This is a genomic window from Variovorax sp. CAN15 (genome assembly GCF_030462475.1).
Taxonomy (GTDB): domain Bacteria; phylum Pseudomonadota; class Gammaproteobacteria; order Burkholderiales; family Burkholderiaceae_C; genus Variovorax.
The window spans coordinates 68,109-89,579 of record NZ_JASMRZ010000003.1 but is presented as its reverse complement, the minus strand read 5'-3'; the positions used below and the strand labels follow the sequence as shown (position 1 = coordinate 89,579).

Annotated in this window: 20 protein-coding genes and 1 tRNA gene; 8 read left to right on the top strand and 13 right to left on the bottom strand. The window is 68.8% G+C overall.

What is annotated here, in order from left to right:
- Positions 1–33: 33 nt before the first annotated feature.
- From QMO14_RS03705 to QMO14_RS03695, 3 genes are all read right to left on the bottom strand, one after another.
- Positions 34–1,653 carry a benzoate-CoA ligase family protein gene (locus QMO14_RS03705; protein ID WP_301504554.1) on the bottom strand — a complete coding sequence of 540 codons (1,620 nt, stop codon included), beginning with the start codon at positions 1,651–1,653 and terminating at the stop codon, positions 34–36.
- 32 nt (positions 1,654–1,685) lie between these two features.
- On the bottom strand, positions 1,686–3,236 hold the full coding sequence (locus QMO14_RS03700; protein WP_301504552.1) for a 3,4-dehydroadipyl-CoA semialdehyde dehydrogenase: 1,551 nt from the start codon (positions 3,234–3,236) through the stop codon (positions 1,686–1,688).
- 124 nt (positions 3,237–3,360) lie between these two features.
- Positions 3,361–3,855 carry a DUF4863 family protein gene (locus QMO14_RS03695; RefSeq protein WP_301504550.1) on the bottom strand — a complete coding sequence of 165 codons (495 nt, stop codon included), beginning with the start codon at positions 3,853–3,855 and terminating at the stop codon, positions 3,361–3,363.
- A 162-nt stretch (positions 3,856–4,017) separates the two neighbouring features.
- On the opposite strand from QMO14_RS03695, the gene QMO14_RS03690 reads away from it, so the two are divergent.
- The 5 genes from QMO14_RS03690 (at position 4,018) to QMO14_RS03670 (ending at position 10,492) form a co-directional block, all read left to right on the top strand.
- On the top strand, positions 4,018–4,965 hold the full coding sequence (locus QMO14_RS03690; protein WP_301504548.1) for a helix-turn-helix transcriptional regulator: 948 nt from the start codon (positions 4,018–4,020) through the stop codon (positions 4,963–4,965).
- Positions 4,966–5,373: 408 nt separating this feature from the next.
- On the top strand, positions 5,374–7,050 hold the full coding sequence (gene boxC, locus QMO14_RS03685) for a 2,3-epoxybenzoyl-CoA dihydrolase (protein ID WP_301504546.1): 1,677 nt from the start codon (positions 5,374–5,376) through the stop codon (positions 7,048–7,050).
- A gap of 135 nt (positions 7,051–7,185) precedes the next feature.
- The gene (gene boxB / locus QMO14_RS03680; RefSeq protein WP_301504544.1) at positions 7,186–8,613 is read left to right on the top strand and encodes a benzoyl-CoA 2,3-epoxidase subunit BoxB; all 1,428 of its coding nucleotides are present in this window, start codon (positions 7,186–7,188) and stop codon (positions 8,611–8,613) included.
- Positions 8,614–8,745: 132 nt separating this feature from the next.
- A complete protein-coding gene (gene boxA, locus QMO14_RS03675) occupies positions 8,746–10,038 on the top strand; it encodes a benzoyl-CoA 2,3-epoxidase subunit BoxA (RefSeq protein ID WP_301504542.1) in 1,293 nt (430 codons plus the stop codon).
- Positions 10,039–10,048: 10 nt separating this feature from the next.
- On the top strand, positions 10,049–10,492 hold the full coding sequence (locus QMO14_RS03670; RefSeq protein ID WP_301504541.1) for a MaoC family dehydratase: 444 nt from the start codon (positions 10,049–10,051) through the stop codon (positions 10,490–10,492).
- A 69-nt stretch (positions 10,493–10,561) separates the two neighbouring features.
- On the opposite strand, the gene QMO14_RS03665 is transcribed toward QMO14_RS03670, so the two are convergent.
- The 3 genes from QMO14_RS03665 to QMO14_RS03655 all read right to left on the bottom strand — a co-directional run bounded on the left by QMO14_RS03665 (position 10,562) and on the right by QMO14_RS03655 (position 13,529).
- Positions 10,562–11,017, bottom strand: coding sequence for an adhesin (locus QMO14_RS03665; RefSeq protein WP_301504539.1), 456 nt, complete (start codon positions 11,015–11,017; stop codon positions 10,562–10,564).
- Between the two features lie 186 nt (positions 11,018–11,203).
- Positions 11,204–12,250, bottom strand: a complete 1,047-nt coding sequence (locus QMO14_RS03660; protein WP_301504538.1) for a dienelactone hydrolase — start codon at positions 12,248–12,250, stop codon at positions 11,204–11,206.
- 94 nt (positions 12,251–12,344) lie between these two features.
- On the bottom strand, positions 12,345–13,529 hold the full coding sequence (locus QMO14_RS03655) for a helix-turn-helix domain-containing protein (RefSeq protein WP_301504536.1): 1,185 nt from the start codon (positions 13,527–13,529) through the stop codon (positions 12,345–12,347).
- Positions 13,530–13,624: 95 nt separating this feature from the next.
- Here QMO14_RS03655 and QMO14_RS03650 point away from each other — a divergent pair, with 95 nt between their 5' ends.
- The 3 genes from QMO14_RS03650 to QMO14_RS03640 all read left to right on the top strand — a co-directional run bounded on the left by QMO14_RS03650 (position 13,625) and on the right by QMO14_RS03640 (position 15,140).
- Positions 13,625–14,086 carry an Rrf2 family transcriptional regulator gene (locus tag QMO14_RS03650; protein ID WP_301504534.1) on the top strand — a complete coding sequence of 154 codons (462 nt, stop codon included), beginning with the start codon at positions 13,625–13,627 and terminating at the stop codon, positions 14,084–14,086.
- Complete coding sequence (locus QMO14_RS03645; protein ID WP_301504533.1) at positions 14,076–14,981, top strand: NAD(P)/FAD-dependent oxidoreductase; 906 nt, start codon at positions 14,076–14,078, stop codon at positions 14,979–14,981. The genes QMO14_RS03650 and QMO14_RS03645 overlap by 11 nt, the downstream gene beginning before the upstream one ends.
- 83 nt (positions 14,982–15,064) lie before the next feature.
- Positions 15,065–15,140, top strand: a tRNA-Gly gene (locus tag QMO14_RS03640).
- A gap of 54 nt (positions 15,141–15,194) precedes the next feature.
- Here the strand turns inward: QMO14_RS03640 and fahA are convergent.
- The 7 genes from fahA to QMO14_RS03605 are packed head-to-tail and all read right to left on the bottom strand — an operon-like array spanning position 15,195 to position 21,468.
- The gene (fahA, locus tag QMO14_RS03635; protein ID WP_301504531.1) at positions 15,195–16,520 is read right to left on the bottom strand and encodes a fumarylacetoacetase; all 1,326 of its coding nucleotides are present in this window, start codon (positions 16,518–16,520) and stop codon (positions 15,195–15,197) included.
- Between the two features lie 10 nt (positions 16,521–16,530).
- A complete protein-coding gene (locus QMO14_RS03630) occupies positions 16,531–17,340 on the bottom strand; it encodes a cyclase family protein (RefSeq protein ID WP_301504530.1) in 810 nt (269 codons plus the stop codon).
- A 44-nt stretch (positions 17,341–17,384) separates the two neighbouring features.
- Positions 17,385–18,170 (bottom strand): ABC transporter permease, encoded by a 786-nt coding sequence (locus tag QMO14_RS03625; RefSeq protein WP_301504529.1) that lies wholly within the window; start codon positions 18,168–18,170, stop codon positions 17,385–17,387.
- Complete coding sequence (locus QMO14_RS03620) at positions 18,167–18,937, bottom strand: ABC transporter permease (RefSeq protein ID WP_301504527.1); 771 nt, start codon at positions 18,935–18,937, stop codon at positions 18,167–18,169. The genes QMO14_RS03625 and QMO14_RS03620 overlap by 4 nt, the downstream gene beginning before the upstream one ends.
- Positions 18,930–19,787 (bottom strand): ABC transporter ATP-binding protein, encoded by an 858-nt coding sequence (locus tag QMO14_RS03615; protein WP_301504525.1) that lies wholly within the window; start codon positions 19,785–19,787, stop codon positions 18,930–18,932. Before QMO14_RS03615 ends, QMO14_RS03620 begins: the two co-directional genes overlap by 8 nt.
- The gene (locus QMO14_RS03610; RefSeq protein WP_301504523.1) at positions 19,784–20,728 is read right to left on the bottom strand and encodes an ABC transporter substrate-binding protein; all 945 of its coding nucleotides are present in this window, start codon (positions 20,726–20,728) and stop codon (positions 19,784–19,786) included. The genes QMO14_RS03615 and QMO14_RS03610 overlap by 4 nt, the downstream gene beginning before the upstream one ends.
- Positions 20,725–21,468 carry a TetR/AcrR family transcriptional regulator gene (locus QMO14_RS03605; RefSeq protein WP_301504521.1) on the bottom strand — a complete coding sequence of 248 codons (744 nt, stop codon included), beginning with the start codon at positions 21,466–21,468 and terminating at the stop codon, positions 20,725–20,727. The genes QMO14_RS03610 and QMO14_RS03605 overlap by 4 nt, the downstream gene beginning before the upstream one ends.
- Positions 21,469–21,471 lie beyond the last annotated feature (3 nt).

Below are 21,471 nucleotides of genomic sequence, written 5' to 3'. Positions count from 1 at the left end.
GGGGGAGGGAGAAAGAAGAAGACGGCGCGTGCATCACGCCTGCTTTTCCTTCTCGCGCAACCTGAACCGCTGAATCTTCCCCGTCGCAGTCTTCGGCAGCTCGGCCACGAACTCCAGGAAACGCGGGTACTTGTAGGGCGCCAGCCGCTCCTTGACGAAGGCCTTGAGCTCGTCCTCGGTGGCCGCGCCCCCGTCCTTCAGCACCACGAAGGCCTTGGTCTTGGTCAGGCCGTCGGCGTCTTCCTTGCCGATCACCGCCGCCTCGAGCACCGCGGGGTGTTGCATCAGCGTGGCCTCGACCTCGAAGGGCGAGACGTAGATGCCGCTGACCTTGAGCATGTCGTCGCTGCGCCCGGCGTAGGTGAAGTAGCCGTCGGCGTCGCGGGTGTACTTGTCGCCGCTCTTGGTCCAGCCGCCCTGGAATGTCTCGCGCGACTTCTCGCGGTTGGCCCAGTACATCAGCGCCGAACTCGGGCCGCGGATGTAGAGGTCGCCCACCTCGCCGTCGGGCACGGGGCGGCCGTCCTCGCCGCGCAGCTCGACCTCGTAGCCTTCCACCGGCCGGCCGGTGGTGCCGTAGCGCACGTCGCCGGGGCGGTTGGAAATGAAGATGTGCAGCATCTCCGTGGAGCCGATGCCGTCGATGATCTCGCAGCCGAAGTGCTGCTTGAAGCGCTGCGCGATCTCGCCCGGCAATGCCTCGCCGGCCGAGGAGCACATGCGCAGCGCCACCGCCTCGCGCGCGGGCAGCCTGGGCGAGGCGAGCATGCCCGCGAAGCCGGTGGGCGCGCCGAAGAACACGGTCGGCCGCATCGGCGCCGGGCCGCCCCAAGCCGATGCAGCCCCCTCGGGGGGGAGGCGCGAAGCGCCTTGGGGGCCCGTATCTCCGGTCCAGCGGCGGAAGGTGGCATCGGGCGTGGGGCGCTCTGCCATCAGCACCACGGTGGCGCCCACCGAGAGCGGGAAGGTCAGCGCGTTGCCCAGGCCGTAGGCGAAGTACATCTTGGCGGCCGAGAAGCAGACGTCGTCCTCGGTCAGGCCGAGCACCGGCTTGCCGTAGAGCTCGGCCGTCCACCACAGGTTGGCGTGCGTGTGGACCGTGCCCTTGGGTTTGCCGGTGGAGCCGGAGGAATACAGCCAGAAGCCCGGGTCGTCCGATGCGGTGGTCACCGGCGCGGCCAGCGGTTCGACGGCGGCGAGCGCGGCGTCGAATTCCTGCGCGCCCTCGGGCAGCGCGCCGGTGGGCTGCGACACGAAGAGCGCCCGCACCTCGTGCCCGCCGCGCGACATCGCCTCCTGCAGTGTGGGCAGCAGCGCGCCCGAGACCAGCACCGCCTGCGCGCGGCTGTGGTCGAGCATGTAGGCGTAGTCGTCGGGCGTGAGCAGCGTGTTCACTGCCACCGGCACCGCGCCGGCGTAGAGGCTGCCGAGGAAGCTCACGGGCCAGTCGTTGCCGTCCAGCATCAGCAGCAGCACGCGCTCCTCGCGGCGGATGCCGGCGGCCCGCAGCGCGGCGGCCAGGCGGCGCGAGCGCTCCTCGAGCTGGCCGTAGCTCAGCGTGCCGCGGTCGTCGATGTAGGCGGTGCGGGCGGCGCGTTCGCGGTTGAGGTCGAACAGGTGTCCGGCGAAGTTGAATCGTGGGGGCGGGGTCATGGTGTCTGTCTCCTTCGGCCGTGTTCTTTTCTCTAGAGGCCGAGCGCGGCGATGACGCCGGGGCTCGCCTGCACCGCGGCGCGGCGGTGATAGAAGTCGAGCGCGCGCAGTCCGCCCAGCTCGGCGCCGCCGCCCGCGCGGCCGGGGCCGCCGTGCAGCGACATCGGCATCACGTTGCCGTGGCCGGTTTGGGCCTGCGCCACCTCGGGGCTGATGACGTGCACGCGGCCGTGGCTCGGGGCCACCGCCAGCGCGGCCTGCGCCAGCGCAGCGTCGTCGCTTCCATATATGGAGGTGACGAGCGAGCCCTGGCCGCGATGCGCCAGCGCGATGCCGTGCGCGAGATCGCGGTACGGCAGCAGCGTGGCGACGGGACCAAACACTTCCACGTCATGCACCTGCTGCGCGGCATCGGCGTCGCGCGCGCCCAGCAGCACGGGGCCGATGCAGGCAGCGAGGGCCGGGTCGGCATCGACCAGCGGCTTGTTCCGGCCGTCGTGCAGCACGGTGGTCTGGGCGGACAGCGCGGCCAGGCCTTCTCGCACCGAACCGAGTTGCGCACGGCTCACCAGCGAACCCATGCGCACGCTCTCGTTGCGCGGATTGCCGACGGTGATGCCCGCGAGCTTGGCGCCGATGGCTTCGGCCGCCGCGTCATAGAGCTCCGCCGGCACCAGGATGCGGCGGATGGCGGTGCACTTCTGGCCCGACTTCACCGTCATCTCGCGCACCACTTCGCGCACGAGCAGGTTGAAGGCTTCGCTGCCGGGCGTGGCGCCGGGCAGCAGCAGGGCGCTGTTGAGGCTGTCGGCCTCGATGTTCACGCGCACCGAGCGCTGCGCCACGGCCGGGTGCGATCGGATCACCGCCGCCGTCTCGGCCGAGCCGGTGAAGGAGGCTACGTCGAAGGGCTGCAGCGCATCCATCAGGCCGGCCGAGCTGCCGCACACGATGGAAAGCGCGCCGGCGGGCAGCACGCCCGCGTCGACCACGTCGCGCACCATGCGCTGCGTGAGCCAGGCGGTGGCCGTGGCGGGCTTCACGATCACCGGCACGCCGGACAGCAGCGCGGGCGCGGCCTTCTCCCACAAGCCCCAGGAAGGGAAGTTGAATGCGTTGATGAAGAGCGCCACGCCCTGCGTCGGCACCTGCAGGTGCTGCGACTGGAACACCGGCTCCTTGCCGAGCTTCACCGCGTCGCCATCGCGCAGCGCGCGCACGTCGCCGAGGCCGTCGCCCCATTTCGCGTACTGGCCGATCGTGAAGATCGCGCCGTCGATGTCCACGGCCGAGTCGTTCTTCACCGTGCCGGAGTTGGCGGCGGCGATCTCGTAATAGGCGTCACGATTGGCCTGCAGCACCTTCACGATGGCCGCGAGCAGCCCCGCGCGCTGGCGGTAGGAGAGGGCGCGCAGCGCATTGCCGCCCTGTTCGCGGGCGAAGGCGAAGGCGGCCGGCAGGTCCAGGCCGGTGGCGTCGACGCGCGCGAGCTCGGTGCCCAGCACCGGGTCGAACAGCGGCGTGCCGGCGCCCGAGCCGCTTTGCCAGCGGCCGGAGACGTAGTTGGGAAGAAGCTCGGTCATTGGATGGGGTCTCGATGCGGGCAGATTCGGGAAACACCGCGGAACCGGCTTTGCCGGGCCGTTGGTGTTGCCCCCGGCGAGGGGGTTGGCGGCCACACGAAGTGGGCAGGCCTGGGGGAGTGCCTCATACGGTGAACTTGATCTGCCCTTCGGGCAAGAGATACAGGACGAGCGCGCGGCCCTGGGCCACGGTCGGGCGATGCGCGGTGCCGGGGCCGTAGACGCACCAGCCCGCGGGCCGGCCGTCGAAGGTGGCGGCCGCGCCGTCGAGCGGCATGATCAGGTCGATCTCGCCGTTGGGATGCGTGTGGTGCGGGCCGGCGATGTCCTGCATGTCGACCACGTCGACCGAGAAACGGTGCAGTGCGTCTTCGGCCTTGAAGACGCGGCCGTACCTGATGCCGCCGCCCTCGCGCTCGCAGAGCCAGCCTTCGGCGACGCCGCCGATGCAGGCCTGGCGCAGCTGCTCGAAGCTGGTGCTGCCGGCGCCGTGGTGGGCGTTGAGCCAATGGTCGAGCGCGCCGTCCAGCGGTTTGCCGGCGATCTCGGCGGTCAGGCCGGCAATCAGCTGGTGAAATGCTTCCTTGCCGGTGGTGGTGGTGGTGCTGCGGTCGGACATCGTGGGCCTCGAACTTATGGACTACCTTGCAGGATCACTGCGCGTGCAGTATCTTGCGTGTGGCCGAACAATAAGCATCGAGACAATGAGTGTCAAGCAATATAGTGCATCTATGGTGTTTACCCTGAGCGCGCACAATCCCGGCGAAGAACGAGGAATTGCATGAACGAGCATGTAGACGCGGCGCTGGCCGCCGCGCTGGAAAGCGGCAATGGCGGTAACGGCGCCGCGCCTGCCGGGGAGGCGAAGAATCCGCTGCTGGCGGCGCTGGGTGATCGCGTGCGCAACCTGCGCGCGCAGCGCGGCCTCACGCGCAAGGCGGTGGCCGTCGCGGCCGACGTGTCGGAGCGCCACCTGGCCAATCTCGAATACGGCATCGGCAATGCATCCATCCTGGTGCTGCAGCAGGTGGCCGGCGCGCTGCACTGCTCGCTGGCCGAACTGGTGGGCGACGTCACCACCAGCTCGCCCGAGTGGCTGCTCATTCGCGAACTGCTGGAGCACCGCAGCGAAGCCGATCTGCGCCGCGTGCGCGTGGCCATCGGCGAGCTGCTGGGCACCGCCTCGGTCGATCCGGCACGGCACCGGCGCATCGCGCTCGTGGGCTTGCGCGGAGCGGGAAAGTCGACGCTGGGCCAGATGCTGGCCGAAGACCTGGAGATTCCCTTCATCGAGCTGAGCCGCGAGATCGAGAAGCTTGCCGGCTGCAGCGTGCGCGAGATTCACGACCTGTACGGCACCAACGCCTACCGCCGCTACGAGCGCCGCGCGCTGGAAGAAGCGGTGCAGATCTACAGCGAGGTGGTGATCGCCACGCCCGGCGGCATCGTCTCCGACCCGGCCACTTTCAACGAACTGCTCGCGCACTGCACCACGGTATGGCTGCAGGCAGCGCCCGAGGAGCACATGGGCCGCGTGGCCGCGCAGGGCGACACCCGCCCGATGGCCGCGAGCAAGGAAGCGATGGAAGACCTGCGCCGCATCCTGAACGGGCGCGCCGCCTTCTATTCGAAGGCCGACCTGTCGGTGGATACCAGCGGCAGGACCTTGTCGCAGAGCTTCCAGGCGTTGCGGGCTGTGGCTCGCCAGTCGATGGGGCTGGGCGCCTGAGCTGACTGTTCAGGGCTCGCTCACGACGGCGGGGTACCTTGCTCCGCGAATGTCCCCCGGGCTTCGCCCTCCTCCTTTATTTCGCTGCGCAAGGCACCCCGCCGTCGCGAGCGTTCAGAGCATTTGTTGATCGGCGGCAAACCAGCAGCGTGCCCAGTGCGCAGGGCACCGGGTGCTCCCCGCAGCGAAATAAAGGGGGAGGCCGCAGGCCGGAGGACATTCGCGGAGGGGAGTACCCGGTGACCTGTGCACATGCCCCGAACCCCAGCCAGCCTGAAATCTGAAAAAAAGTGCAGCAGGCATTGACTTGCCTGCATGCATGCAGCATGATGCATGTCATCGGAGCAGTAAAGTGCATTATCTTTCCTGTTCACGGTTTCCGAACATTGCCCCACAGGAGACTTCCGCATGACAGACACCACCACGCTCCAGGCGCCCACGCGCGTCGACTACCGCACCGAGCCCGGCCAATACCGCCACTGGTCCCTGAGCTTCGACGGCGCCATCGCGCGCCTCGTGCTCGACATCGCGGAAGACGCAGGCATCCGCCCCGGCTACAAGCTCAAGCTCAACAGCTACGACCTGGGCGTGGACATCGAGTTGAACGACGCGCTCAACCGCGTGCGCTTCGAGCACCCCGAAGTGCGCAGCGTGATCGTCACCAGCGGCAAGGACCGCATCTTCTGCTCCGGCGCCAACATCTTCATGCTGGGCGTCTCCAGCCACGCCTGGAAGGTGAACTTCTGCAAGTTCACCAACGAGACGCGCAACGGCATCGAAGACTCCTCGAAGCACTCGGGCCTGAAGTTCCTCGCTGCCGTCAACGGCGCTTGCGCCGGCGGCGGCTACGAACTGGCGCTGGCCTGCGACGAGATCCTGCTGGTGGACGACCGCTCCTCCGCCGTCTCGCTGCCCGAAGTGCCGCTGCTCGGCGTGCTGCCCGGCACCGGCGGCCTGACCCGCGTGACCGACAAGCGCCATGTGCGCCATGACCTCGCCGACATCTTCTGCACCAGCGTCGAAGGCGTGCGCGGCCAGCGTGCGGTCGACTGGCGCCTGGTCGATGCCGTGGCCAAGCCCGCGCAGTTCGCCGCTGCCGTGCAGGACCGTGCTTCGCAACTCGCCGCGGGCAGCGACCGCCCCGCCGGCGGCAAGGGCGTGGCCCTGACCCGCCTCGAGCGCACCGACAGCGCCGACGGCATTGCCTATTCGCACGTCGACGTGCAGATCGACCGCAGCAAGCGCACCGCCACCATCACCGTCAAGGCGCCCACCGGCGCGCAGCCGGCCGACGTGGCAGCCATCGAAGCGGCGGGCGCCGCATGGTGGCCGCTGGCGATGTGCCGCGAACTCGACGACGCCATCCTCAACCTGCGCACCAACGAGCTCGACGTCGGCACCTGGCTGCTCAAGACCGAGGGCGACGCCGCCGCCGTGCTCGCGTCGGACACGGTGATGTTCGCCAACAAGGACCACTGGCTGGTGCGCGAGACCATCGGCGCGCTGCGCCGCACGCTGGCGCGCCTCGATGTTTCCTCGCGCAGCCTGTTCGCGCTGGTCGAAGCCGGCTCCTGCTTCGCCGGCACGCTGGCCGAGCTGGCCTTCGCCGCCGACCGCACCTACATGCTCGCGCTGCCCGACGACGCCGACCGCGCGCCGAAGCTCACGCTGGGCGAATTCAACTTCGGCTTCTTCCCGATGGTGAACGACCAGAGCCGCCTGCAGCGCCGCTTCTATGAGGAGGCCGCACCGCTCGAAGCCGCCCGCGCCGCCGCCGGCAAGCCGCTCGACGCCGACGAAGCACTGAAGCTCGGCCTGGTCACCGCCGCACCCGACGACATCGACTGGGATGACGAGATCCGCATCGCCATCGAGGAGCGCGCCGCCATGTCGCCCGACGCGCTCACCGGCCTCGAGGCCAACCTGCGCTTCGCGAGCAAGGAGAACATGGCCACCCGCATCTTCGGCCGGCTCACCGCCTGGCAGAACTGGATCTTCAACCGCCCCAACGCCGTCGGCGAGAAGGGTGCGCTCAAGGTCTACGGCACCGGCCAGAAAGCCGGCTTCGACATGAATCGGGTATGACCCCCAGGCTTCGCGCACTTCGTGTCGCTTCGCCAACCCCCTTCCAGGGGGCAACGCCAGCGGCCCGGCAAAGCCGGTTCCGCGGCGTTTCTTGAACAGACATCTCTCCAGCAACCACTCGATAAAGGTTTCGCCATGAGCACGATCAACTACAGCGAGAAGATCCCCAACAACGTCAACCTCGGCGAAGACCGCACGCTGCAGCGCGCGCTCGAAGGCTGGCAGCCCAACTTCATCAACTGGTGGGACGACGTTGGCCCCGAGGGCTCGACCAACCACGAGGTGTACCTGCGCACGGCCGTGAGCGTCGACCCGCAGGGCTGGGCCCAGTTCGGCCACGTGAAGATGCGCGACTACCGCTGGGGCATCTTCCTGAACCCGGGCGACGCCAACCGCGAGATCCACTTCGGCGACCACAAGGGCGAGAAGGCCTGGCAGGACGTGCCCGGCGAGCACCGCGCCAACCTGCGCCGCATCATCGTGACGCAGGGCGACACCGAGCCCGCGTCGGTGGAGCAGCAGCGCCACCTGGGCCTGACCGCGCCCAGCATGTACGACCTGCGCAACCTGTTCCAGATCAACGTGGAAGAGGGCCGCCACCTGTGGGCCATGGTCTACCTGCTGCACAAGCACTTCGGCCGCGACGGCCGCGAGGAAGCCGAGGCGCTGCTGCAGCGCACCTCGGGCGACGAGAACAACCCGCGCATCCTGGGCGCCTTCAACGAGAAGACGCCCGACTGGCTCGCGTTCTTCATGTTCACCTACTTCACCGACCGCGACGGCAAGTTCCAGCTGGCCGCGCTGGCCGAGAGCGCGTTCGACCCGCTGGCGCGCACCACGAAGTTCATGCTGACCGAAGAGGCGCACCACATGTTCGTGGGCGAGAGCGGCGTGTCGCGCGTCATCGCGCGCACCGCGCAGGTCATGAACGAGCTGAAGACCGACGACGCGCAGAAGGTGCGCGCGGCCGGCGCCATCGACCTGGGCACCATCCAGCGCTACCTGAACTTCCACTACAGCGTGACCATCGACCTGTTCGGCGCCGACCAGTCGAGCAACGCCGCCATCTTCTACAGCTCGGGCCTGAAGGGCCGCTACGAGGAGGGCAAGCGCACCGACGACCACGTGCTCAAGGGCCAGACCTACAAGGTGCTGGAAGTGAAGGACGGCCAGCTCGTCGAGAAGGACGTGCCGATGCTCAACGCGCTGAACGAAGTGCTGCGCGACGACTTCATCAAGGACTCGGTGGCCGGCGTGAACCGCTGGAACAAGGTGCTCGAGAAGGCCGGCATCCCGACCCGCCTGAGCGTGCCGCACAAGGCCTTCAACCGCCAGATCGGCGCGCTCGCCGGCATCAAGATGTCGCCGGACGGCCGCGTGGTGAACGACGTGGAATGGGCCGCCAAGCGCGACGAGTGGTTGCCCAGTGCCGAAGACTTCGCTTTCGTGGCATCGTTGATGGGCCGCGTGGTGGAGCCGGGCAAGTTCGCCGGCTGGATCTCGCCGCCGGTGATGGGCATCAACCGCCAGCCGGTCGATTTCGAGTACGTGCGTTTCGGTTGATTGGTATTTGGGTATTGCTCCTTCCCCCTCTGGGGGAAGGCTGGGATGGGGGCAAGCGGCGCGACCACGACAAGCGCCGCCTGCCTCCACCCAACCCTCCCCCAGAGGGGGAGGGCTCCAGGAGAAAAAGACATGGACATGGCCGTTGAAGCCGGAGTCATCAAGCAGCACCTGATCGACCCCGAGATCTGCATCCGCTGCAACACCTGCGAGGCCACCTGCCCGGTCAACGCGATCACGCACGACGACAACAACTACGTCGTGCGTGCCGACGTCTGCAACGGCTGCATGGCCTGCATCTCGCCGTGCCCGACGGGCTCGATCGACAACTGGCGCACCATGCCGCTGGTGCGCGCGTATTCCATCGAGGAGCAGCTCACCTGGGAATCGCTGCCCGCCGAGCTCTCGCCCGAAGAGCTGGAAGCGGCCGGCGTGTCGGCCGAGGCCGCCGGCGGCGCCGAGGCTGCGGCGCCCGCGCAGACCCAGGCGCAAGCCCAGGCGGCGGTCGAGTCGCTGGAGCCCGCCTTCAATTCCGCGCAGTACGGCGCCACCGTGCCGCCCTGGTCGGCCGCGCACGCCTACACCAACCTCTTTCCGCCGAAGACGCCGACCACCGCCACCGTGGTCGGCAACTTCAACTGCACCGAGGCCGGCTTCGACAGCGAGACGCACCACATCGTGCTCGACTTCGGCGTGGTGCCGTTCCCGGTGCTCGAAGGCCAGTCGATCGGCATCGTGCCGCCCGGCACCGACGCCATGGGCAAGCGCCACCATGCGCGCCAGTACTCGGTGGCCAGTCCTCGCAACGGCGAGCGGCCCGGCTACAACAACGTCTCGCTCACCGTGAAGCGCGTGACCGAGGACCACGAAGGCGAACCGGTGCGCGGCGTGTGCTCCAACTATGTGTGCGACCTCAAGGTGGGCGACACGGTGCAGGTGGTCGGGCCCTTCGGCTCGTCCTTCCTGATGCCGAACCACCCGCGCTCGCACATCGTGATGATCTGCACCGGCACCGGCAGCGCGCCCATGCGCGCCATGACCGAATGGCGCCGCCGGCTGCGCAAGAGCGGCAAGTTCGAGGGCGGCAAGCTGATGCTGTTCTTCGGCGCGCGCACGCAGCAGGAACTGCCGTACTTCGGTCCGCTGCAGTCGCTGCCCAAGGACTTCATCGACATCAACCTCGCGTTCTCGCGCACGCCCGGGCAACCCAAGCGCTACGTGCAGGACCTGATGCGCGAGCGCGCCGCCGACCTGGCCGCGCTGCTGAAGGACGGGGCCAGCCACTTCTACGTGTGCGGCCTGAAAAGCATGGAAGAGGGCGTCGTGCTCGCGCTGCGCGACGTGGCGAAGGAAGCCGGACTCGACTGGGACACGGTGGGCGCGGCGCTGAAGCGCGAAGGCCGCCTGCACCTCGAAACCTACTGAGCCGCGGCGGATGAAGTTCGCCGACTTCCATGCGGGCCAGGTCATCGAGGCCGGGCCCTATGTGCTCACAGAGGCCGAGCTTCTGCAGTTCGCGCGGGCCTACGACCCGCAGTGGTTCCACACCGATGCGCAAGCGGCGGCCGACAGCCCCTTCGGCGGGCTCATCGCAAGCGGCTGGCATACCTGCTCCATCGCGATGCGGCTGGTGGTGGAGGCGGCGCTGGCTGGTTCCGAATCTTTCGCATCGCCGGGGCTGGAGCATGTGCGCTGGCCCAACCCGGTGCGCCCGGGCGATGCGCTGCGGCTGGTGGCCGACGTGATCGAGGTGCGCCGCTCCGAAAAGCGCCCGACGCTCGGCATCCTGCGCTGGCGCTGGCGGCTCTTCAACCAGCGCGAGCTGATGGTGCTCGATGCGGAGGTCACGAGCCTGTTCAAGCTCAAGCCGGCCGACTAGGCGACAGAACGTGAAAAGGCCCGCGGCGCTCCGGCACCGCGGGCCTTTGTCATCGGACTGCTGTCGTCGTTACTTCTTGATGTCGACAGCGCCCGAACCCTGGGCCTTGCCGTGAGCCTTCGCGCCGACGGCAGGCGCCTTCACCGCACCGCCGGCCGAGCCGACCGCACCGGTGGCGCCTTCGAGCGTSCTGCCCACGGTGTTGGTCACGCCGCCCACTGCGTTCGCCGCTCCTCCGACCGCGTTCGTGGCGCCGCCCAGCACGCCGCCAACTGCATTGCCGGCCGCGCCCTTGGCGCCGCTCACCGCGCCGCCGGCATTGGTGTTCGCGCCGGCCCCGGCGTTGGCGCCGGTTGCCGCACCCGCACCGCCGCGTGTGCCTGCGGTGGAGCCCGAGGCATTCACGTCGGCATTGACCCCGACGCCGACCCCGACGCCCTGCGCGTGGGCGACGCCGCCGATGGCCAGCAGGCCTGCGAGCAGGGTGCCGAGGACGATGCGCTTGTGTTGATGCTGTTGCTTCATGGGTGACTGTTCCTTTCGTTGCATGGTCACGGTTCACGGACCGAACGGGTTCGATCGATCCGGGTGCAACCATGGCCGTGCCGCGATCTGTCGCCATGTGCGCCACGTTCGCCCGCTCGCGTGGGAATCGGCCGTCGGCGGAATCGGTGGCTGGCGCGTTGGGCCCCCAAATCGACGTTCGAGCCATCAAGGCAGCAGATGAGTACGGAAGAAGGCCGTTGTCTTTGCATTCACATCCTGCAGCACATTCGGGCGGTCGAAACCCGGCGTGTCATTGAGCATGTCGCCGATCAGGCCCGACAGCCCTGGCGGTGGCGGCGACAGCAGCGCGCCATGACCGCCGGTGGGCATGTCGGCGATCAGCTCGCAGCGCGGCAGGCAGGCCGCGAGTACGCGGTCGCTGTGGAATCTCGGGACCAGCCAGCGGTCCTGCCCGGCGGTGATGAGGCCGAGCGGCACGCGCGGATTGGCCAGCGAGGCCATGTCGAAGTCGGCCGACGAAGGCACGCCGGCCACGATGGCCGCAATGCGTGGATCGGTGTGCTCGCGCGGCGTGGCGTCGTCGCCGAAGCGGTGGCGGATGACGAGCAGGGCCGCCCATTTCTTGATGCCATCGAGAGGTCCGCCGGTCAGCCGGGTGATGAGGCCGACGCAGGACTGGAAATCGTCCACAAGGTTGGCCTCGCAGTGGCGGGTGAACGCGGCGGGCGACCAGCGCCCGCCCGCGAGGCTCAGGGCGGTGTGCCCGCCCGCCGACATGCCGTACATGCCCACCTTGTCGAGCTTCAGCAGCGACGCGAAGCGCGGGTCTTGCGCCACCGCGTCGATGGCGCGCGACACCTCGGCCGGGCGTATGGTCCAGCTGTCGGGGCCGGGGTTGCTGTCGTCCTTGTAGTTGTCGGCCTTGTGCTCCGGCATGGCGACCACGAAGCCGGCCTCGACCAGGCTGCGCGCGATGTCCGCATGCACCCACGGCGCGCCGCCCGAGCCGTGCGAGACGACCACCAGCCGGCCGTTGCCGGGGGCCGGCGCGCCTTGCGCCGCCACGTCGAGCGTGAAGCGGGCCCGTTTGATCAACCGGGCCGCATCGGCGGACGGATAGAACACCGTGACCGGGCCGTCGCCGGGCGCGGCGGGAAGCTCCGCCAAGCCCATCGAGGCCCGCGCCCAGCCGCAGCACAGCATGAGGAGCAGGAAGAAGAAAGGAGAAGAAGAAGCAGAAAGACGTCGCATGGGGTGGTTCCTTGCCTTGGAAGGCCCGCACGATGCCGGGGCGTCGCAGCCGCGTCTTGCCGAAAGCCGCAAACGCCGTTTTCGGCCAGAGATTTCAGGATTCGGCCAGCTTCTTCCTGCGGAATTCGGTGGGCGTGAGGCCCGTGGCGGCCTTGAAGGCGCGGTTGAACGGGCCGATGGACTGGAAGCCCGCGGTCAGCGCGATGGTCAGCACCGGCAGTTCGCGTTTCGAGGAATCGGCCAGCGCCGCCATCGCCTCGGCCAGCCGGAAGCCGTTGACGTAGGCGTTGAAGTTGCGATGGCCCAGCCGCTGGTTGATGAGGCGGCGCAGGCGGTACTCGGGCACCGAGAGCCGGGCGGCGAGGGTGGCGATGCTCAGGTCTTCGCTGCGGTAGGCGTGCTCGACCGCCATGGCGTGATGCAGGGAGTCGGCAAGGCGTTCTTCTGCGGGGTCGCAAGCTGGCTCGGGAGTCGGGTCAGGCTCCGGGGCCGGGGGATCGGCGGGCGCTTCCATGGGAGGTTGCGGCGCCGGCGCTGGTGACGATGGCTCCGCAACGGCGGGCGGCAGGTCCGGCATTGCCAGCGGGATCGCGGCCGGTGCCTGGGCCGCCGGAAAGAGCTCGGACCCCGCCAGCCGAACCATTCGCCACACCACTACCGCCACGATCAGCAGCAGCATCACCGCGTCGGCCGTGGCGGAGGGGCCGGATAGCTGACCGCGCGGCGAGGCCAGCCGCACGGCCAGCATGCCGAGGCTGTAGCCGGCGCCCGTCACCACGATGAACACGCGCAGCCGGCGCCGGCCCTCCACCAGGTCCGAACGCCATCGGGAAGCGGCCGCCATCACGGCAAGCACGGCGAACACCAGCGGCACGGCGCGCTGGATGGCCGTCGTGACCGGCGCGAGCACTGATGCGCTGCCCGCGACCACGGCGCAGTTGAGCGCCGCCAGCGCGGCCACGGCGATCCATGAAGCGACGTGCACCGGCCGCAGGGCGAAGTCGTCGTCGAACAGCGCCTGCACGAATACCCAGAACAGCACCGCGTTGCCGACCGAGACGGCGACGAAGGGCGACTGCCACGCGCGCGGCACCGCCTCTTCGAACATCGGCGTGGAGCCGATGACCTGGATGCACAGCCCCAGCGCGAGCAACACACCCGCGCGCGCCGCCGGCAGGCGAGGGCGGTCGCGGCCGAGGATCAGCGTGAGCACGAGCAGCAGCGCCAGCAGCACGCCGCGCAGGGCGGCGTCGAGCAGGGTGATCGGGGCGGGTGTCATGGCGGGGCATCGGTACGGCCGGGCCGATTCTCGCTCGCCGGGCGCACAAGACCCTTCGGCCCGCCGTGGAAAACATATGCAACTCATAATGTTGCATGAAAAGAGACAGCAGGCTTTCAGCCGTCCTCCACGTGCTGCTGCACATGGCCGAGATGAAGACACCCGTCACCTCCGAGTCGCTCGCGGCGGCGATGCAGACCAATCCGGTGGTCGTGCGCCGCCTCATGGCCGGCCTGCGGCAGTCGGGGTTCGTGAGTTCGGCCAAGGGGCATGGCGGCGGGTGGGTGCTGTCGTGCACCTTGTCGGCCGTGACGCTGGGCGACATCCACAACGCCGTGGGCGCGCCCGCGCTGCTGGCCATGGGCAACCGCACCGAGAGCCCGGGCTGCATCGTCGAGCAGGCGGTGAACGCGGCGCTCGACGGCGTCTGCGACGAGGCCGAGGCGCTGCTGCTGCGGCGCTTCAACAGCATCACGCTGGCCGATCTTTCCAGGGACTTCCATCGCCGCATGACAGGCGGCGGCTTCACATTGAAGGACATCGAACATGCGTCATGACGCTCTGATCGTGGGCGGCAGCTTTGCCGGCCTTTCCGCTGCCATGCAGCTTGCACGGGCACGACGCAAGGTCTGCGTCGTCGACAACGGCGCGCCGCGCAACCGCTTCGCCGCCGCATCTCACGGCTTCTTCGGGCAGGACGGCGTGCCGCCCTTGAAGATGATCGCGGATGCGCGCGAGAAGCTGCTTGCGTATCCGAGCGTCGAGTTCGTCGAGGCCGCTGTGGTGAATGCGGCCGCCGGCGAGGCGGGCGGATTCACCGTGTCGCTGAGCAACGGCGAACGCCGTTCGGCCGGCAAGCTGCTTCTGGCCTACGGCGTGCAGGACGGCCTGCCGGAGATTCCTGGTATCGGCGAGCGCTGGGGCTCGAGCGTGCTGCACTGTCCCTATTGCCATGGCTACGAGTTCAGCGGGCGCCGGCTGGGCCTGCTCTATCACCACGGCGCGCAGCCGCCGGACCATGCGCTGCTGATCGCCGAGTGGGGCCCGACCACGCTCTTCCTGAATGGCGGCGAAGGGCCGGATGCCGAGGCGCGCGCGAAACTGCAGGCGCGCGGCGTGGTCATCGAACCCGGGCGCATCGCCGGCCTGGAAGGCAAGGCGAAAGAATTGGCCGGCTTGCGCATCGACGACGGCAGGCTGGTGCCGATCGACGCGCTCTATGTGGCGCCGCGCACGCGGCCCGCGAGCCCGCTGGCCGAGCGGCTGGGCTGCGCCTTCGACGATGGTCCGCTCGGCAAGGTGCTGCGCGTCGATGCGATGAAGATGACGACCGTGCCCGGCGTCTACGGCGCGGGCGATCTCGCGATGATGTTCTCCAACGCCACGTTGGCATCGGCGGACGGGCTGACGGCAGGCGTGTCGATGCACCGCTCGATGGTGTTTGATGCCTGAAATCACCCCCGCAAGGGGAAAAAGAACTTTTTTCCGGGATCCGGAAGAATCCGCCAAAGATCGCTATATAATCTGAGGCTCACGCGGGAATAGCTCAGTTGGTAGAGCGCAACCTTGCCAAGGTTGAGGTCGAGAGTTCGAGACTCTTTTCCCGCTCCAAATTGCAAAAAGGCCACCTCATCAGGTGGCCTTTTTCTTTGGCGCTTCAGCTCGTCAGCCTTTCGCCGCCAACACGGTCCCCCGGCTCTCCCCGAACCCGATGCGCGCATGCCCCGGCTTCTCGCACCACCCGCGCAGCAGCACCGCGTCGCCGTCTTCGAGAAAGCCGCGCTGTTCGCCATTGGCGAGCGTCACGGGGCTTTGCGCCGCGCGTGTCAGCTCGATGATCGCGCCCGCTTCGCCTTCGCCGGGGCCCGAGATCGTGCCGCTGCCGAAGAGGTCGCCCGGGTTCAGGCTGCAGCCGCCCATGGTGTGGTGCGCCACCATCTGCGCGACGGTCCAGTACTGATGCCTGAAGCTGGTGGAGGAAAGGCGCGATGGCCCGGTCTTCTCCCGGCGCGCCTTCTCGCTCTCGAGCCATACCTCCAGCCGGATGTCGAGCGCGCCGCTCTCGCGGTTCGCCGCATGCTCCAGGTAGGCCAGCGGCTGGGGCTCGTTCGACGGACGGGTCCATGCCTGCCGGTAGGGCGCGAGCGCCTCCATCGTCACGATCCACGGCGAGATCGTCGTGGCGAAGTTCTTCGCCAAGAAGGGCCCGAGCGGCGCCATTTCCCAGAACTGGATGTCGCGCGCCGACCAGTCGTTGAGCAGGCAGATGCCGAAGATGTGTTCGTCGGCGCGTTCGATCGGAATCGCATCGCCCTGCGCGTTGCCCTTGCCGATCCAGACTCCCAGTTCCAGCTCATAGTCGAGCCGTGCGCAGGCGTGGTAGGTGGGCGCCTTCGCGCCGGGTGCCATCGCCTGGCCCATCGGCCGGTGGAAGCGCTGGCCGCTCACGCCGATGGTCGACACCCGCCCGTGGTACGCCGTGGGGATCCAGCGGAAGTTGGGCGTCACGTCGCCATCGGGGTTCATCAGGCGGCTGATGTTCAGCGCGTGATCGATGGAAGTGTAGAAGTCGGTGTAGTCGCCGATGCGCGCGGGCACGGTGTATTCGGCTTCGGCCTGCGGCACGAGGCACTCGCGCACCGCCTGCACCGCGGCGATGGGCGAGTCGTTCTTCAGCAGATCGAAGAGCGCGTGGCGCAACGCCGTCCACGCAGCGTTGCCGAGCGCGAAGAAGTCGTTGAGCGCGGGCAGCGCGGCTGCCTTCGCCGCGTCGAGCGCGAGGCCATCGAGCTGCTGCTTCGTGACGAGCGCGGCCAGGTCCAGCACCTGGTCGCCGATCGCGACGCCGCCGCGAAATGCCTCCGCGCTGCCGGCGCGGCGGAACACCGCATGCGGCAGGTTCTGGATCGGAAAGTCGCTCCCCGGCGCATTGGCCGATTCGACCCAGCTGCGCGCGTGAACGTCGTGCGTGTGGTTGAGTGCGATGCTCATGAAGCCGCCCTCATGCCGCCGAGGCCATCAGCGCGTCGTCGAAGATCGCGACCGCGCGCGTCCACCCGGCCGAAGCGCCGCGGATCTTGTGCGGAAAGCAGCTGATGTAGAAGCCCGTGGGCGGCAGGGCCTCCAGGTTGTGCAGCTTCTCGATGTGGCAGTAGCCGATGTCGCGGCCGGCCTTGTGGCCTTCCCAGATCAGCGAGGCGTCGTGCGTCTCTCCGTACTTCTTCGCGGTGTGCACGAAGGGCGCGTCCCAGCTCCATGCATCGGTGCCCGTGAGGCGCACGCCGCGCTCCAGCAGGTACATCGTCGCCTCATAGCCCATGCCCGCGCCGGCCGACACGTAGTCGGGGTGGCCGTAGCGCGAGCCCGCACGGGTGTTGACCACCACGATCTCCAGCGGGCTCAGCGTGTGGCCGATGCGCTTGAGCTCGGCCTCGACGTCCGCGGCGGTCACCACGTAGCCGTCGGCGAAGTGGCGGAAGTCGAGCTTCACGCCGGGCTGGAAGCACCATTCGAGCGGCACGTCATGGATGGCGATGGCGGGTTTCTTCTCGCCCAGCGCCTTGTCCATGGTCGAGTGGAAGTGATAGGGCGCATCGAGGTGCGTGCCGTTGTGCGTCGACAGCTGCACCAGCTCCACCGCCCAGCCTTCGCCGTCGGGCAGGTCTTCCTTCCTGAGACCCGGAAAGAAAGGCTCGATCTGCTCGTAGGTCTGCTCGTGCGTGAAGTACTGGATCTTCGGCGCGAAGGCCGGCGGGTCGGAGAGCACGTCGTTCTCGAGAAAGATGGAAAGGTCGACGAATTTGCGTGGCATGGTGGCTCCTTGTGGGGTGTATGTGTTGGAAGAAGACGAAGGAATCAGGGGCGCTGCCAGCGCAGCAGGCGTTGTTCCGCGAAGGCCAGCAGCGCATTGCTCACGAAGCCGATGAGCCCGAGCAGCACGATGCCGGCGAACAGGTCGCTCGCACGGAATGCGCGCGCGGCCAGCAGGATGGCCTGGCCCAGGCCGCTTTGCGAGGCGATCATTTCGCCCACCACCGCGACGATCAGCGCGATGGTCAGCGCCAGCCGCATGCCGGCCAGGATGTCGGGCATCGCATTGGGCAGGCCCATCTTCCAGATGTACGCCGCGCGCGACATCTGCAGGCAGCGCGCCACTTCCGCGAGGCGCGGCTCCACGGCGGCGAAACCGTGCACCGTGGCCAGCAGCACCGGCCACATCGCGCCGAAGGCCACCACGAAGAGCACCATGCCGGGGTTCAGCCCGAAGATGGAGATGGCCAATGGCAGCAGCGCGGAGGCGGGCAGGGGGCGGATGAACTCGAGCGTGGGCTGCACCCATGCGCGCACCGATGGCGACACGCCGATGGCCGCGCCAAGCAGCACGCCGAAGAGCGAGGCGAGCAGCCAGCCTTCGATCATCCGGCCCACCGTGGCGCGCGTGAAGCCGAGCAGCTCGCCGCTGCCTTCACCGCTTCCCGAAAGATTGAGCCCTTCGAGCAGGCTTGCGAAGGTGGCTTGCGGCGTCGGAAGGAACACGCGGCTCACCCAGCCGGCATTGCTCGCGATCCACCACAGCGCAACGAGCGCCAGCAGCACGCCCAGCGAGCCGAACCTGTACAGGCCGATGCGGTTGTCGTTCATGACGGCACCCCCATGCGCCGCGACACCGCGCGCTGCAGCACCAGCATGCCCGCGTTGACCGCGAAGCCCACGATGCCGATCCAGCCCAGCCAGGCGAGCATCAGCGCAGGGTCGAAGCTCTGCTGCGCGATCATCATCGCGTAGCCCATGCCGTTGGGGTTGGCCGCGATCTCCACGGTCACCGCCACCACCAGCGCCACTGCCACGCCAAGGCGCAGCGCGACGAAGAGGCGCGGCACGATGGCCGGCAGTACGATCTTGAAGGCTCGCTCGCGCGCCGACAGCCCCAGCACGCGACTGACTTCGAGCAGCCGCGGCTCGACCTGCTGCACCGCCGCCTGCACCAGCACCAGCAGCGGCCAGAAGGTGGCGAAGGCGACGATGGCCAGCTCCATGCGCACGCCGAAGCCGAAGCCCAGCATCGAAAGCGGAATCAGCGCGACGGATGGAACGGGCCGCAGCACTTCGATGGAAACGGAGCCCAGCTGCGCCGCGCGGCGCGAGAGCCCGAGCATCACGCCGAATGCGATGCCGAGCACCGCGCCAAGCAGCAGCCCGAGCGCGGCGGTGCCCAGCGTGAAGCCGGTGGCCGTCCAGAGCGAGCCGTCCATGGCGGCACCCACGAAGGCTTTCGCCGCGGCGCTGGGCGGCGCGAGCGCGTCGCTGCCAAGGGCCGCTGCGCGCCGCGCATACCACTCGAAGGCGCCGACGAGCACCACCGGAAACACCCAAGGCCGCAGCCAGCGGTAGAAGCGGCTGTCAGTCATGGCCCTGCTCGATGAAGGCGAAGAGTTCGCGGCGCAGATGCAGGTATTCCGGATGCTCCTTGGTCGAGAGCTGGTCGCGCGGGCGCGGGATCTTCACGTCGATCATCCGCGCGAGGCTGGGCCGGCCCGGTCCCGGGTTGGCCTGCAGTGCGATCACGCGGTCGCCGAGGTAGATGGCCTCTTCGAGATCGTGCGTGACGAAGAGGACAGTGAGCCCGTCCTCGCGCACCAGCCGCGCGAGCTCGTCCTGCAGGCTCTGGCGCGTGAGCGCATCCAGCGCGCCGAAGGGCTCGTCCATCATCATCAACTCGGGCTTCTGCGCGAGGCAGCGGGCGATCTGCGCGCGCTGCTGCATGCCGCCCGAGAGCTGCACCGGGAACTTGTGCGCATGCCTGGCGAGGCCGACCTTGCCGAGCACGTCGGCGATGCGCGGTGCGCGCTCGGACGCGGGCACGCCGGCCGCCTCGAGCGCGAGGCTCACGTTGCCTTCCACCGTGCGCCAGGGCAGCAGGGCGCGTCCGTAGTCCTGGAACACGAAGGCCACTTCGCGCGAGGGCTCGGTCATCTTCACGCCGTTGCGCCGCACCTCGCCCGCGCTGGCCGTGACGAGCCCGCTGGCCGCGCGCAGCAGCGTGGTCTTGCCGCAGCCGCTGGGGCCGACGATGCAGACGAACTCGCCGCGCGCCACGCCGAACGAAGTGGGCGAGAGGATTTCGCGACCGCCGAGGCGGATGGCCACGCCGTCGAAGCGCAGGAAGGGCGCGGCCTGCGCCGCGGCATGGGCCTGCGCGTGAAAGGCGCCCGGCTGCAATGCAGCGCGCGCGGCGAGCGGGGCGGGCGCCGCGATCACTTCGCCACCAGCTTCGTCACGTCGATGTTCGTCTTGAGCATGTCCTGCTCCTTCATCAGCCCGATCCAGTATGAAAGCTGCTTGTCGGTGACAACCGGGCCGGGCGGCGAGACCTGCACCTTGGCCAGCACGTCGGGCGGCAGCTTGATGTACTTGCCGATCGATGCGCGCACCTTGGCGTCGTTCTTCGGCTGCTGCATGAAGGCGGCGGCTTCGACCAGCGCCTCGCGGAACGCGCGCGCCGCCGCCGGGTTCTTCGCCACCCACTCGCGCTTGGCCGCGTGCACGATGGTCTGGTTGTTCTCGGGCAGGAAGGTCGAGTAGTAGGAGGCCACGTAGCCTGCGCCGCTCTCAGTGATGCGGCTCATGAACGGATCGGCCGACACCACCGCGTCGACCGAGCCGCCGCGCAACAGGTCGGCGTGCTGCGGGAATGCGGCCTCGACGAAGTTGACCTTGCGGTAGTCCACGCCGCTGTCCTTCAGCCATGCGCGGAAGGTCACGTGCAGGAAGGCGCCCAGGCCCGGCACGCCGATCTTCTTGCCCACGCAGTCCTGAGCGCTCTTGATGCCCGAGCCCGCTCGCGCGACCAGGCCGAAGCCGGTGATGGTCTTCGAAGTGAGGCCGCCGCCGGCCACCAGCACCAGGTCGAGGCCGCCGTCCACCGCCTGCAGGAACACCGAAGGCGTGGGGCCGCCGATCTGCAGCGAGTCGGACTGCAGCGCGGCCGGGATCGTCGAGTTCAGCGGGATGAACTTGAGCTCCACATCGAGCGCGCGCTTCTTGAAGTAGCCCTCCTCGGCCGCCACGAACACCGATGCGAAATCGGTCACGGCCGTGTAGCCGAACACGATCTTCGTGGTGGACTGTGCGCGCGAAGGCAGCGCCGCGGCAGCCGAAGCCGCGGCGAGCGCCGACAGCAGGGTGCGTCGTTTCATCATGTCTTCTGTCTCCTGGGGGTGGTTTTCTTGCGTGGGGTCTTGGGCCGGGGCAGGGCAGCACGCAGGCCGCCGACGATGAAGCTCACCAGCATCGGCGCCACGGCCGGGTCGGCGCGCGTGTTCTCGCCGCGCGACAGCCGTTCGATGCGGCTGTCGTTCAGGTGGTGCAGCAGCGCGCCCAGCGCGAACTGGTAGCCCCAGGCGGCCTGGCTGCGCGTGGCGTGCGGCATCGCGAGGTGCAGTGCGTCGATGTAGGCCTCGGCCAGCGGATCGAAGTAGGCGCGCAGCACGCGGTCGGCTTCCTCGGTGGCGTGGTAGAGCTCGCGCGCCACCAGCAGCGCGTAGTACTCGCCCTCGGCGCTCGCGCGCAGCGCCAGCACGGGCGCGGTGAAGGCGTCGATGATCCGCGGCAGCGTGCGCGCGTCGTCGGGGTCGATGTCCACCGCGGCCAGGCCCGCCAGCCGCGCCTCGATGGAGTGGCCCCAGTGCTCGAAGATCGCGTGGAAGAGCTCGTGCTTCTGGCCGTAGTAGTAGCCCACCAGCGCCAGCGGCACGCCGGCCTCCTCGGCGATCTGGCGGATCGTCACCACGTGGTAGCCGTGCTGCGAAAAGAGCTTCTCGGCCGCCAGCAGGATCGCGTGCTTGCGATCGGGCTTCGCAGTCTCGATGGCGACTGCGGCAATGGCCTGTGCCGGGGCGCGCGAGACCTGGCGCTTTGCGGTGGGTGTGCGGGTACTCATCGG